Source organism: Sedimentitalea sp. XS_ASV28 (assembly GCF_041224545.1).
In the GTDB taxonomy this organism is placed as follows: domain Bacteria; phylum Pseudomonadota; class Alphaproteobacteria; order Rhodobacterales; family Rhodobacteraceae; genus Sedimentitalea.
The window spans coordinates 12336-26257 of sequence record NZ_JBGFGP010000125.1; the positions used below are offsets into that span (position 1 = coordinate 12336).

Below are 13922 nucleotides of genomic sequence, written 5' to 3' on the forward strand. Positions count from 1 at the left end.
ACCCTTACATCGCCTTGAGGCCTATGCAGCGCCGTCTTTCTGCCGTGTATCTATGGGTTGCAGGCAAGACGGGCAAGACTGCACCAAAGAGTAAAAGTCAGATCGGCTGGAGTGATCATGCTGGGATTCGGAACAATCGCCAAAAAGGTGTTCGGCACACCGAACGACCGCAAAGTCAAGGCGACACGTCCCTTGATCGAACAAATCAACGCGCTGGAAGCGGATTACGAGAAACTGACGGATGACGGTCTGAAGGAAAAGACGCAGGAACTCGCCAAGCGCGCCAGAGATGGCGAGAATCTCGACGATCTGCTGCCCGAAGCCTTTGCCAATTGTCGCGAAGCCGCAAAACGGGCCCTTGGCCTGCGTGCCTTTGACGTGCAGTTGATGGGTGGGGTGTTCCTGCACCAGGGCAATATCGCGGAGATGAAGACCGGCGAAGGCAAGACCCTGGTTGCGACCTTTCCCGCCTATCTGAACGCGCTGACCGGCAAGGGCGTGCATGTCGTTACCGTCAACGACTATCTCGCCAAGCGTGACGCCGAATGGATGGGCAAGGTTTTCGCGACCCTCGGCCTGACCACCGGCGTCGTCTATCCGCAGCAGCCCGAGGCCGAGAAAAAGGCCGCCTATGCCGCCGACGTCACCTATGCCACCAACAACGAGCTTGGCTTTGACTATCTGCGCGACAACATGAAGTCGGACCTCGGCGAAGTGTTCCAGAAGCAGCACAATTTCGCCATCGTTGACGAGGTCGACAGTATCCTCATCGACGAGGCCCGCACGCCGCTGATCATTTCCGGACCGGCGGAAGACCGCTCCGAACTCTACGTCTCGATCGATGCCGTCATTCCATCGCTGACCGACGAGCACTTCACGATCGACGAAAAGACCCGCAACGTGACCTTCACCGACGAGGGCAACGAATTCCTGGAACAGCAGCTTCACGGTCGCGGCCTGCTCGAACCCGAACAATCGCTCTACGATCCCGAGAGCACGACGATCGTGCACCATGTCAACCAGGGCCTGCGCGCGCACAAGCTGTTCCAGAAGGATAAGGATTATATCGTTCGCGACAACCAGGTTGTGCTGATCGACGAGTTCACCGGCCGCATGATGGTCGGTCGCCGCCTGTCCGAGGGGCTTCATCAGGCCATCGAAGCCAAGGAAGGCGTCAAGATCCAGCCGGAAAACGTGACCCTCGCCAGCGTCACCTTCCAGAACTATTTCCGGCTATATGACAACCTGTCCGGCATGACCGGCACCGCCGTCACCGAGGCCGAGGAATTTCAGGAAATCTACGGGCTCGGCGTGGTTGAAGTGCCGACCAACAAGCCGATCGCCCGCGTCGACGAGGACGATCAGGTCTATCGCACGGCACGCGAGAAATACGAAGCCATAATCAAGGAAATCGAAAAGGCCAATGCCAAGGGGCAACCGGTTCTGGTTGGCACCACGTCGATTGAAAAGTCGGAAATGCTGTCCCAGATGCTGACCAAGGCCGGGATCAAGCACAACGTGCTCAACGCGCGCCAGCACGAGCAGGAAGCGCAGATCGTTGCGGATGCGGGCCGGCTCGGTGCCGTGACCATCGCGACCAACATGGCCGGTCGGGGAACCGACATCCAGCTCGGTGGCAATGTCGAACTCAAGGTGCTGGCGGCACTCGAAGAAAACCCCGACGCCGATCCTGTCGAACTTCGCGCGGCCGAAGAGGCCCGCCACGCGGAAGAAAAGCAGAAGGTGCTGGATGCCGGCGGTCTCTTTGTGATGGCGTCCGAACGTCACGAAAGCCGCCGCATCGACAACCAGTTGCGCGGTCGATCCGGCCGCCAGGGCGACCCCGGCCGCACGGTGTTCTATCTCAGCCTGGAAGACGATCTGATGCGCATCTTCGGATCGGACCGCCTGGACAAGGTTCTTTCGACGCTGGGCATGAAGGAAGGCGAGGCCATCGTTCATCCCTGGGTCAACAAGTCGCTCGAACGTGCGCAGGCCAAGGTCGAAGGCCGCAACTTCGACATGCGCAAGAACGTGTTGAAGTTCGACGACGTGATGAACGACCAGCGCAAGGTGATCTTTGGACAACGCCGCGAGATCATGGCGGCCAAGGATCTGTCGGAAATCACCGCCGACATGAGATATCAGGTCATCGACGACCTGATCGACACCTATATGCCACCAAAATCATATGCCGACCAATGGGACACCGAGAAGCTTTATGCACAGGTGATCGAGAAACTCGGTATCGACGTGCCCGTTATGGAATGGGCCCAGGAAGAAGGCGTGGATGACGAGGTGATCCGCGAACGGCTCGTCAAGGCGACCGACGAATTGATGGCGAAAAAGGCCATCGACTTTGGCCCGGACTCGATGCGCAACATCGAAAAGCAGATTCTGCTGCAGACCATCGATACCAAATGGCGCGAGCATCTTCTGACGCTCGAACATCTGCGTTCGGTGGTAGGGTTCCGTGGCTATGCGCAGCGCGATCCGCTCAACGAATACAAGACCGAAGCCTTTCAGCTGTTCGAGGGCCTGCTCGACGGTCTGCGTGAAACGGTGACGGAAAACCTCGCCAAGATCCGGCCGCTGACCCAAGAAGAGCAGCAGCAGATGATGGCCCAGATCGCCGCACAACAGGCGCAGTTGAACCAGGCCGCCGCACCGGCACCGGACGACGCGACGCAGGAACAGCCCGCTGTCGACCCCGACGAACCACAGGCCGGATTCGACGAAAACGACGCCACCACCTGGGGCAATCCCGGACGCAATTCGAAATGCCCCTGCGGGAGCGGCAAGAAGTTCAAGCATTGCCACGGCAGGCTTCTCTGACGCCCTGCGATCAGAGATAGCCCTGCGCGCGAAAACTCATCTCGCTTGATTTGCCGATGATCAGGTGCTCGTGAAGTGTCAGGCCAAGCGCATCGCAAGCCTTCTGCACTTGCCGCGTCATGTCGATATCCGTCTGCGACGGCGACGGATCGCCCGACGGATGGTTATGCACAAGGATGAGCGCCGACGCGTTCAGTTCCAGCGCGCGTTTGACCACCTCTCGCGGATAGACCGGGACATGATCAACCGTACCGGCCGCCTGTTCTTCATCTGCGATCAGCACATTCTTGCGGTCAAGGAACAATACGCGAAACTGCTCGGTCTCGCGATGGGCCATCGTGGTATGGCAATAATCCAGGATGGCATCCCAGCTTGAGATCACATGCCGTTGCAGCACCCGCGACCGCGCCATCCTGTGGGCTGCTGCTTCGACAATCTTGAGATCGGTGATTACGGCCTCACCCACCCCGCTGATCTCGGACAGCCGCTCGGGCGGCGCCGCCAGAACCCGATTGAAATCGCCGAATTGCGCGAGCAGGTCGTGCGCGAGCGGTTTCACGTCCCGGCGCGGGATCGAGCGAAACAGCAACAGTTCCAAAAGCTCGTAATCGGGCATTGCCGCCGCTCCGCCGCGCACGAAACGTTCGCGCAGGCGTTTGCGATGATCCGCGATATAGGACGGCAGTCTGCCCTGTGTCACCGGCCGAACCCGCGCCTCATCGTCGCTATCAAACAACGACCGGGTTTCATAAAATGCGGGACTGTTTGTCATATCCTGAGCCTGATTGGCCGGGGTGAACATTCGGTTAACCGAAATGGTCGCCCACGCATCTGGCCACAGACACGAAAAAGGACGCCAACCATCCGGCTGACGTCCCATCGCAACTGTCGGCGGCAATCGGCGCTGCTCAGCCCTTCATGCCATCCCAAAAGGATTTCACCGAGGAAAAGAACGAATTGGATTCCGGATTGTTGTCCTCGCCCAGTTCCTCGAATTCGCGCAGCAGTTCCTTCTGACGGCTGGTCAGATTGACCGGTGTTTCCACTGCCAGTTCGATGAACATGTCACCTGTCCCGCCACCGCGCAGCGCCGGCATGCCCTTGCCACGCAAGCGCATCTGGCGACCGGACTGGCTGCCCGACGGGATCTGGACCCGCCCGCGGCCACCATCGATCGTGGGGACTTCGATTGCGCCGCCAAGCGCCGCCTTGGCCATGCTGACCGGGACGCGGCAATAGAGATTGGTGCCATCCCGTTCAAACAGATCGTGCGCCTGCACTTCGACAAAGATATAGAGGTCACCCGGCGGGCCTCCACGCATCCCCGCCTCGCCCTCGCCGGCAAGACGAATGCGGGTGCCTGTCTCGACACCTGCGGGAATATTGACGTTCAGTGCCCGATCCTTTTCGACGCGTCCCTGTCCGCCGCAAACCTTGCAGGGGTTCTTGATGATCTGCCCCAGCCCGGAACAGGTCGGACAGGTCCGCTCAACCGTAAAGAAGCCCTGCTGCGCGCGCACCTTGCCCATCCCCGAACAGGTCGGGCATGTCGTCGGTTCCGATCCCCCTTCCGATCCGTTTCCGTCGCAGGCCGAACAGGCCACCGCAGTAGGCACGTTGATGGTTTTCTGCAAACCGGAATAGGCATCTTCCATGGTGACGCGCAGGTTGTAACGCAGGTCCGCACCGCGCGCCGGGCGTCGTCCGCCGCCGCCCCGCTGTCCGCCCATGAAATCGCCGAAAAGATCGTCGAACACATCGGAAAAGGCCGAAGAGAAATCGCCGCCACCAAACCCCTGACCGGGCCGTCCGCCGCGTCCGCCTCCCATGCCGCCCTCGAAGGCGGCGTGACCGAACCGGTCATAGGCGGCTTTCTTTTCGGCATCCTTGAGAACTTCGTAGGCCTCGTTGGCCTCCTTGAACTGGCTTTCCGCGTCGGGGTTGCCGGCATTCCGGTCGGGGTGCAGTTCCTTGGCCTTCCTGCGATAGGCCTTCTTGATTTCGTCGGACGAGGCGCCCTTGGTCACGCCAAGCACGTCATAGAAGTCGCGTTTTGACATTCTGTTGTCCTCCTGTCTGAACGTCAGAGGGCCGGCGCCGCGATCGGGCCGGCCCATCCAGTTTCAAACAAGCGCCTTATGCACGCTTGTTATCGTCCAGATCCTCGAACTCTGCATCGACGATATCATCGTCGCCCGGGCCCGCATCGGCTGCCGCCGGTTCTTCTTCCGACTCCTGGCTGGCCTTGTAGATGGCTTCGCCAAGTTTCATCGCCGCTTCGGTCACGTTCTGGATGCCGGACTTGATCTTCTCGGCATTCTCGCTTTCCAGCTCGTCCTTGAGCGCCGCAATCGCCAGTTCGATCGCTTCGATGGTGGTCGGGTCCACCTTGTCGGAATGCTCTTCCATCGACTTTTCCGTCGAATGGATGAGGCTCTCCGCCTGGTTCTTGGCGTCGACAAGCTCGCGACGGGCCTTGTCTGCCTCGGCGTTTTCCTCGGCATCCTTGACCATCTTTTCGATGTCCTCATCCGACAGACCGCCCGAAGCCTGGATGGTGATCTTCTGCTCCTTGCCGGTGCCCTTGTCCATGGCCCCGACCGACACGATGCCGTTGGCGTCGATGTCAAAGGTGACTTCGATCTGCGGCATGCCGCGCGGAGCGGGCGGGATGTTTTCGAGGTTGAACTGGCCGAGGATCTTGTTGTCGGCGGCCATTTCACGCTCACCCTGGAACACACGGATGGTCACGGCGTTCTGGTTGTCCTCGGCCGTCGAGAAGATCTGCGACTTCTTCGTCGGGATCGTCGTGTTGCGGTCGATCAGGCGGGTGAACACGCCACCCAGCGTCTCGATGCCCAGCGACAGAGGCGTCACGTCGAGCAGCACAACATCCTTGACGTCACCTTGCAGAACACCGGCCTGGATGGCCGCGCCCATGGCAACAACCTCGTCCGGGTTCACACCCTTGTGCGGCTCCTTGCCAAAGAACTTGGTCACTTCCTCAACGACCTTGGGCATGCGGGTCATACCGCCGACCAGAACGATCTCGTCCACGTCGGAGGCCGACAGACCGGCATCCTTGAGCGCCGCCTGGCACGGCTTCAGCGAAGCCTTGATCAGGTCGCCGACCAGGCTTTCCAGTTTCGCGCGGGTCAGTTTCATGACCATGTGCAGCGGCTGGCCGCCCTTCGGATCCATCGAGATGAACGGCTGGTTGATCTCGGTCTGCGAGCTGCTGGACAGTTCGATCTTGGCCTTTTCGGCAGCTTCCTTGAGCCGCTGCAACGCCATCTTGTCCTTGGTCAGGTCGACGCCGTTTTCCTTTTTGAACTCGTCAGCGAGGTAATTGACGATCCGCATATCAAAGTCTTCACCGCCAAGGAACGTGTCGCCATTGGTGGATTTCACTTCGAACAGGCCGTCGTCGATTTCAAGGATGGTCACGTCGAATGTACCGCCGCCGAGGTCATAGACCGCGATGGTGTGCGTGTCTTTCTTGTCAAGACCATAGGCCAGCGCCGCCGCAGTCGGTTCGTTGATGATACGCAACACTTCCAGACCGGCGATCTTGCCCGCATCCTTGGTGGCCTGACGCTGGGCGTCGTTGAAATAGGCCGGCACCGTGATGACAGCCTGGCTGACCTCCTCGCCAAGATAGGATTCGGCGGTTTCCTTCATCTTGCCGAGGATGAAGGCCGAGATCTGGCTCGGTGAATATTTCTCGCCCTTGGCTTCCACCCATGCGTCGCCATTGCCGCCATCGATCACCGAGAAGGGCAGGTTCTTCTTGTCCTTGGCCAGATCCGGATCGTCATTGCGACGACCGATCAGGCGCTTGACGCCGAAAATGGTGTTGTCCGGGTTGGTGACGGCCTGACGCTTTGCGGGCTGGCCGACAAGCCGCTCTTCGTCCGTGAAGGCGACGATGGAGGGGGTGGTCCGGGCGCCCTCGGCGTTTTCGATCACGCGGGGCTGGCTTCCGTCCATGATGGCAACACAGCTGTTCGTGGTGCCGAGGTCGATTCCGATTACTTTGCTCATTTTGGTTTTTGATCCCTAGCTGTTTCAAGGCGATGACCCGAGGCCTGAACCCGTTATGGCATCCCGACCCCGATTGTGTTGCGCGATAGCGGGGGTCCCGCCAGTGCGCGTCCCGGCGTATATAGGGAGCAGTCATGCGGCCTGCAACCGTCGTTGCGCGGCTGAATTCACGAATCTTGGAAGAATTTTGAACCGGTTTGTCAGGAAAGGAGAACCGTCGGTGGGCTGTCTTGAATTGCGCGGCTTCGGGATATGGAAGGGCATGCTGGATCCGGCCAGACAGGAGGCGGTGGTCGCGGCGGTGCGCGACGTGGTGAGCGCGGCGCCTCTGTTCCAACCTGAAACGCCCTATGGACGACCGATGTCGGTGCGTATGACATCGGCAGGACGCCTTGGCTGGTACTCGGACCAGCGCGGCTATCGTTATGCGCCGCGCCATCCCGGTGGCGCGGAATGGCCCGCGATTCCCGAGGTCATCCTCACGATCTGGCGTGAGGTCACCGGCCTTGAAAGGCAACCGGATTGCTGCCTGATCAACTGGTATGGCGAAGGCGCACGGATGGGCCTGCACCAGGATCGCGACGAGGCCGATTTTTCCTGGCCGGTCGTGTCCATTTCACTGGGCGATGACGGGCTGTTTCGCATCGGCAATCCAACGCGGGGCGGATCGACAGAATCGCTATGGCTGACATCGGGGGATGTCGTGGTCATGGGCGGGGCGGCGCGGCTGACCTATCACGGGATCGATCGTATCCGGTTTCGATCCTCGCGACTTTTGCCGAAGGGGGGACGACTGAACCTGACATTGCGGGTTGTGACGTGATCGGGATCATCGCGACCTGTGCGCGTGCAGGGACGACATGGCGAGGGGCACTGCCCCTCGCACTCCCCGGAGTATTTAGCCAAAGATGAAATGGAACCGGATCAGCGGCGGGCCCCCCAGCTGACCGAGACGTGGCGCCGGGTATAGAACTCGCCCATGAGACCGATCACGATGAAGACCACACCGAGCCACCAGGCATAGTGCCAGTTGCTGAAATGCGGGTTGTAGTTGATGAAGACGAAGCCGCGGGCCTGATCGATCGCGTGAAACAGCGGGTTCCAGTCGAACATTGCGAGCATGTACGCCGGCAGCGTGTTGGCCAGGAACATTTTTCCCGAAGCGATCATGTTGGCACGCTGGTAGATCGTGACCAGGATACCGACCGCCATCGGAAACCACGGTCTGAGCACCATGAAGATCAGCCCGACCCCGCATCCTGTGAACCAGGCAAGAAGCAGCATTCCGAACGCGGCGGCGGGATGCTCGATCTCTATCGGGGTGAAGGCGATATGATAGATCAGAAGGATCGTGAACATCGACAGCGTCTGGACATAGAGCGATGCCAGCGCCGCCGCGGAAATGGAAACGATCGTGTTCATCGGGCCATGCTGCATCAGCGGTGAATTCGGCCCCTCGGCGCCGGCGACGGCGCTTACGGCCTTGGTATGGCAGATGAACAGGAAGATGCCGGACATCACGTAGAGCAGGAAATCGCCCCGCACCGCCGAACCGCGCAGCCCCAGGACGATGAACATGAAATAGAACACCATGACGAAAAGCACGATCTGCATCATGTTCAGCAGGATCGCAACCAACGCGTTGTGGTGGCGTTTGCGCACGTTGCGCGCCACGGCGTGATAGATCAGTCCGGCGATCTGCGCGGCGCCAGCCAGCCTGGATTTGCCTCGGGGTTGAACGAACATGGGTCTGTGATCCTGTGACGCTGGCCAACTTGACACGGAAATCTTGCCGAACCGTTGCGCTGCCATCATAAGGGGCGGACAATCGCTTATCAACAAACCGCATCGGAGTAGCCCGCGTGACCCATGAAGAGCTGATCCCCGTTATCCGCCGACTGTCCATCGAGGCAGGCGCCAAGATCATGGAGATTTACAATTCGGACGATTTCGACGTGAAGGTCAAATCCGACGACAGCCCGGTGACGGCAGCGGACGAAGCCGCCGACGCGCTGATTTCGGCCGGGCTGCGCGCGGCGTTTCCCGATGTGATGCTGGTCACCGAAGAACAAGCGGAAAGCCACAGCGAGACCGGCGATACGTTTCTGATCGTCGATCCGCTGGATGGCACCAAGGAATTCATCCACCGTCGCGGCGATTTCACGGTGAACATTGCACTGGTCGAAAACGGCGTGCCGACGCGTGGCGTGGTCTATGCCCCGGCCAAGGGACGCATGTTCTATACACAGGCGGATGGGCAATCGGTCGAGGAGAGCGGCGCGCTGGCCGCCGACACGATCGGTCCGGTCAGCCCGATCACGGTCGCGACGCCCGACAACAGCGCGTTGATGGTCGTGGCGAGCAAATCCCATCGCGACCAGGCGACGGATGACTATATCAACAAATATGACGTGAAGGACATGAAGAGCGCGGGATCGTCGCTGAAATTCTGTCTTGTCGCCACGGGCGAAGCCGATCTTTACCCGCGCGTCGGGCGCACGATGGAATGGGACACCGCGGCTGGCCATGCCGTGTTGCAGGGCGCTGGCGGCAGGGTGGTGCGTTTTGACGATCATAGCCCGCTGACCTACGGCAAGGAGGGGTATGCCAATCCATTTTTCATCGCCTATGCCCCCGGCGTCACCCTGATGAGCGCCTGATGGCGGTCCTGATTGTCATCCCTGCACGTTACGCATCGTCACGGTATCCGGGCAAACCGCTGGTGCCGCTGACCGGGGCGAATGGCACGGCACGGACCCTGATCGAGCGCTCCTGGCGCGCGGCGCGGGCGGTGGCCGGTGTCGATCATGTGGTGGTTGCCACCGATGATGACCGAATTCGCTCCGCCTGCGAAGGCTTCGGTGCAGACGTGGTGATGACATCGCCAGACTGCGCCAACGGCACGGAGCGATGCGCCGAGGCGCATCGGGCGCTTGGCAACGGTTATGAGATCGTGGTCAATCTTCAGGGCGATGCGCCTTTGACACCGCACTGGTTTGTCGAAGATCTCGTCTCTGGACTGCGGGCCGACACGGACGCAGGGGTTGCGACGCCGGTCCTGCGGTGTGACGGTGCGGCGCTGAACGGATTCCTGGCGGACCGCAAGGCCGGGCGGGTCGGCGGGACCACGGCGGTCTTTGCCGCGGACAAGAGCGCGATGTACTTTTCCAAGGAGGTGATCCCGTTCACCCCGGACACCTATGCCGACGATGCCGAAACTCCGGTTTTTCACCATGTCGGGGTCTATGCCTATCGACCGGATGCGCTGGCCGCCTATCCCGACTGGACCATGGGGCCGCTGGAACGGCTGGAAGGGCTCGAGCAATTGCGCTTCATGGAGAACGGGAGCAGGATCCTGTGCGTCGAAGTCCAAGCGCGCGGTCGGCAATTCTGGGAATTGAACAATCCCGAAGACGTGCCGCGCCTGGAGACGATGATGAAACAGATGGGGCTGGAGTGATACGCAGACCAGAGGTACAGACACAGTCTTGCCTTTCGCATGAGGCACCCCCGAACAAGGCAGACCGCCGAAAAACGGGCCCTGTCGGATAACCGGTAAAGAAATATCGCAGCCGGCGATTCAGCCTCCCGCCCGTCGCCGTCATATAGCGCGTCGCACAATTTATATTTTTACACATCCGGCCCTGCGTCCGACGACATGGACACAGACCCGATCGCCGCGGTTTCCATTGATCGGAAAGGCAAAATTTCGCTTTTCCGCCGCCGGGTCGCTGCGGACGGCAGCCCGCCCATCTGGCATTGCCCGATTGCGATTGCTCTGCCGACGCCCTAAGGTTGAGTCGGTGTTCCCGCGGGGCAAGCCACCAGGCCGGCGGATTTATGCGAGTTGACTGCCGTTGACGATATTTCCCCTTTTCACCCCCGACCGATCTGTGTGTTTGTGTCGGCGGACGCAGAGGATCCGCGCAAATGGAGTGCTACCCTCCTGGAGCCGATATCGGCAAAGGCTCGATGTGTAGTTTGCGAAGCCGGGATGGAATGCGTATGACGACGGGCAGCGTATCGTGTATGACAGCGCCGGTCATGCAGTCCAAGTGTAGACATTTTTGAACTGAGAGAAGGCCATGGGCAAGAAAGTAACAAAAGCAATTTTTCCGGTCGCCGGAATGGGGACGCGGTTTCTGCCGGCCACCAAATCGGTACCAAAGGAAATCATGACGCTGGTTGACCGCCCATTGGTGCAATACGCCATCGACGAAGCGCGCGCCGCCGGGATCAAGGAGTTCATCTTTGTCACCTCCAAGGGCAAGGGCGCTCTGGAAGATTACTTTGATCACTCGCCGGTGCTCGAGCAGGAGCTTCGCCGCAAGGGCAAGACCGAGCTTCTGGAGATTCTCAAGGCCACGAACATGGAAAGCGGCGCCATCGCCTATATTCGCCAGCACCGGGCCCTCGGACTGGGACATGCGGTATGGTGCGCACGGCGGCTGATTGCCAATGAACCCTTTGCGGTCATTCTGCCCGATGACGTGATCGCCGCAGAAACCCCGTGCCTTCAACAGATGGTGGAGGCCTATGAAGAAACCGGCGGCAACATGGTTGCGGCGATGGAAGTCCCGCCCGAGGCCGCGTCGGCCTATGGCGTGCTGGATCTGGAAGAGGACCGGGGATCAATCGTCAAGGTCAAGGGCATGGTCGAAAAGCCCAAACCCGCCGAGGCTCCGTCGAACCTCGCGGTGATCGGCCGCTATATCCTCAGCCCGTCGATCCTGCGTAACCTCAACAAGATGAAGGAAGGCGCCGGCGGTGAAATCCAGCTCACCGACGCGATTGCGCAGGACATCGGCACCTCCAATTCGGTCTACGGGTTCCGGTTCCGCGGACAGCGGTTCGATTGCGGCTCCAAGGCCGGTTTCCTGCAGGCCAGCGTCGCCTTTGCACTGGCGCGCGACGATCTGCGCGACGACCTCTCGCGCTATCTGCGCGATATCGTCCAGTTGGACAAAGCCGCCGAATAGGTCGCGCGAGGATCAGCTATGAACACCGTTCTGGTGACTGGTGGCGCCGGTTATATCGGGTCACATGCCTGCAAGGCACTGAAAGCCGCGGGCTATGTCCCTGTGACCTATGACAATCTTGAAACCGGCTGGCAGGATGCGGTCAGGTTCGGCCCTTTCGAGCGGGGCGACCTGCTGGACCGTGCGCGACTGGATGAGGTCTTTGCAGCCCACAAGCCCATCGCCGTCATGCATTTTGCCGCCCTCAGCCAGGTCGGCGAAGCGATGAGCCAGCCGGGTCGCTACTGGCGCAACAATGTCGAGGGCTCTCTAACCCTGATCGAGGCGGCCGTTGCGGCGGGGTGCCTGAATTTCGTGTTTTCCTCGACCTGCGCCACCTATGGCGAACATGACAACGTGGTGCTGGACGAAAACACACCACAGATGCCTCTCAACGCCTATGGCGCGTCCAAGCGCGCGATCGAGGACATCCTGCGCGATTTCGAGGCCGCCCACGGCCTCCGCCACGTGATCTTTCGCTATTTCAACGTCGCGGGCGCAGATCCCGAGGCCGAAATTGGCGAGCATCACCGCCCAGAAACCCATCTCATCCCGATCATGCTCGAAGCGATCGACGGAAAGCGCGACGCGCTGACGGTTTTCGGAACGGATTATGACACGCCGGACGGCACTTGTATCCGCGATTATGTCCATGTCAGCGACCTGGTGGACGCCCACCTGCTAGGGCTGCAATGGCTCCTGGACGACAAGGGAAGCAAGGTGTTCAACCTTGGAACGGGCAGCGGATTTTCGGTGCGCGAGGTGATCGACCATTCCCGCACCGTCACCAATCGCGAGGTGCCATATGTCACCGGTCCGCGCCGTGCCGGAGACGCGACCAAGCTGGTATCGGGATCGATGCGGGCCGAGCAGGAGCTTGGCTGGAAACCGTCCCGATCCGATCTGCGCACCATGATCGCCGATGCCTGGCGCTGGCATGAGGCAGGCCATTACGACAAGTGACGTCATGAACCGCCGAATCGGCCCACGCGCCGCTTACCGCCTGCGGTGGCGCCGTCGCGGCCTGTTGTGGCGGTCCTTTCGCAGCCGGCGTCATCTGCAGCCGGTCAACGACCGCACCGCCCGGATTACCCCGTCCGCGATCCTGGCCTTCAGCACGATCCGCAACGAGATCGACCGCCTGCCGTGGTTTCTTGAGCACCATCGCAGGCTGGGCGTCGATCACTTCCTGATCGTGGACAACGCCAGCGACGACGGTTCGGCCGAGTATCTCGCCGCACAGCCGGATGTCTCGCTCTGGCATACCGACCGGAGCTATCGCGACGCGCGTTTCGGACTGGACTGGATGACATGGCTTCAGATGCGCTATGCGCACGGTCACTGGAGCCTGATGCTCGACGCGGACGAATTGCTTGTCTATGCGCATCACGAGACCCGCACACTACACGAGCTGACCCGCTGGCTGAAGGCGCAGGGCCGCGACGTATTCGGCGCGCTGATGCTCGATCTCTATCCCCAAGGGCCGCTCGGAGCGCATCGCTACCGCGCCGGAGAAGACCCGGTTGCCGCCCTGCCCTGGTTCGATCCCGAACCCTACAGGTCACAGCGGCAGCAGCCGCTGGGCAACCTGTGGGTTCAAGGCGGCCTGCGCGAGCGCGTGTTCTTTGCCGACACCCCACGCCGCTCTCCGACATTGAACAAGTTGCCACTGGTGCGTTGGTCGCGCCAATACGCCTATTTCAATTCATGCCATTCGATCCTGCCGCGCGCGTTGAACTTCGCTTATGACGGTCCTGGCTCGCGTATGCCCTGCGGCGTCCTGCTGCACACGAAATTCCTGCCGCAGGCGGTGGAGCGCGCCAGCATCGAGAAGCAACGCCGCCAGCATTTTCACGCGCCCGATGATTTTGCGGGTTATTATGATCAACTTGCCGCTGGCCCCGACCTCTGGTGCCCTGATTCGGCCCGGTACGAAGGCTGGCGACAACTCGAAGACTGCGGATTGATGCAGTCCGGAGGCTGGTAGGGCTGGCGTTCGTTCCAAAAAGGTGACACTTTTGATAA

The 13922-nt window shown here is 60.6% G+C and carries 11 protein-coding genes; 7 read left to right on the plus strand and 4 right to left on the minus strand.

Annotated features, from left to right (window positions below):
- Positions 1-117: 117 nt before the first annotated feature.
- Positions 118-2835 (plus strand): preprotein translocase subunit SecA, encoded by a 2718-nt coding sequence (gene secA, locus AB9K34_RS09930; protein ID WP_369954265.1) that lies wholly within the window; start codon positions 118-120, stop codon positions 2833-2835.
- A 10-nt stretch (positions 2836-2845) separates the two neighbouring features.
- On the opposite strand, the gene radC is transcribed toward secA, so the two are convergent.
- The 3 genes from radC to dnaK form a co-directional block, all read right to left on the minus strand.
- Positions 2846-3607 (minus strand): DNA repair protein RadC, encoded by a 762-nt coding sequence (radC, locus tag AB9K34_RS09935; protein WP_369954266.1) that lies wholly within the window; start codon positions 3605-3607, stop codon positions 2846-2848.
- Positions 3608-3743: 136 nt separating this feature from the next.
- Positions 3744-4895, minus strand: a complete 1152-nt coding sequence (gene dnaJ / locus AB9K34_RS09940; RefSeq protein WP_369954268.1) for a molecular chaperone DnaJ — start codon at positions 4893-4895, stop codon at positions 3744-3746.
- Positions 4896-4971: 76 nt separating this feature from the next.
- Positions 4972-6879, minus strand: coding sequence for a molecular chaperone DnaK (gene dnaK / locus AB9K34_RS09945; RefSeq protein ID WP_369954269.1), 1908 nt, complete (start codon positions 6877-6879; stop codon positions 4972-4974).
- A 262-nt stretch (positions 6880-7141) separates the two neighbouring features.
- Between dnaK and AB9K34_RS09950 the strand changes: the two genes are divergently transcribed.
- Positions 7142-7702, plus strand: a complete 561-nt coding sequence (locus tag AB9K34_RS09950; RefSeq protein WP_369954334.1) for an alpha-ketoglutarate-dependent dioxygenase AlkB — start codon at positions 7142-7144, stop codon at positions 7700-7702.
- A 101-nt stretch (positions 7703-7803) separates the two neighbouring features.
- Here AB9K34_RS09950 and AB9K34_RS09955 read toward each other — a convergent pair whose 3' ends face one another.
- Positions 7804-8625, minus strand: a complete 822-nt coding sequence (locus tag AB9K34_RS09955) for an ABC transporter permease (protein WP_369954270.1) — start codon at positions 8623-8625, stop codon at positions 7804-7806.
- A 116-nt stretch (positions 8626-8741) separates the two neighbouring features.
- Here AB9K34_RS09955 and cysQ point away from each other — a divergent pair, with 116 nt between their 5' ends.
- From cysQ to AB9K34_RS09980, 5 genes are all read left to right on the plus strand, one after another.
- The gene (cysQ, locus tag AB9K34_RS09960) at positions 8742-9539 is read left to right on the plus strand and encodes a 3'(2'),5'-bisphosphate nucleotidase CysQ (RefSeq protein WP_369954271.1); all 798 of its coding nucleotides are present in this window, start codon (positions 8742-8744) and stop codon (positions 9537-9539) included.
- Positions 9539-10339, plus strand: a complete 801-nt coding sequence (locus AB9K34_RS09965; protein WP_369954272.1) for a 3-deoxy-manno-octulosonate cytidylyltransferase — start codon at positions 9539-9541, stop codon at positions 10337-10339. Before cysQ ends, AB9K34_RS09965 begins: the two co-directional genes overlap by 1 nt.
- 625 nt (positions 10340-10964) lie before the next feature.
- Positions 10965-11858 (plus strand): UTP--glucose-1-phosphate uridylyltransferase GalU, encoded by an 894-nt coding sequence (gene galU / locus AB9K34_RS09970; RefSeq protein ID WP_369954273.1) that lies wholly within the window; start codon positions 10965-10967, stop codon positions 11856-11858.
- Between the two features lie 18 nt (positions 11859-11876).
- The gene (galE, locus tag AB9K34_RS09975) at positions 11877-12860 is read left to right on the plus strand and encodes a UDP-glucose 4-epimerase GalE (protein ID WP_369954274.1); all 984 of its coding nucleotides are present in this window, start codon (positions 11877-11879) and stop codon (positions 12858-12860) included.
- Positions 12861-12864: 4 nt separating this feature from the next.
- Complete coding sequence (locus AB9K34_RS09980; protein ID WP_369954275.1) at positions 12865-13884, plus strand: glycosyltransferase family 2 protein; 1020 nt, start codon at positions 12865-12867, stop codon at positions 13882-13884.
- Positions 13885-13922: the final 38 nt, after the last annotated feature.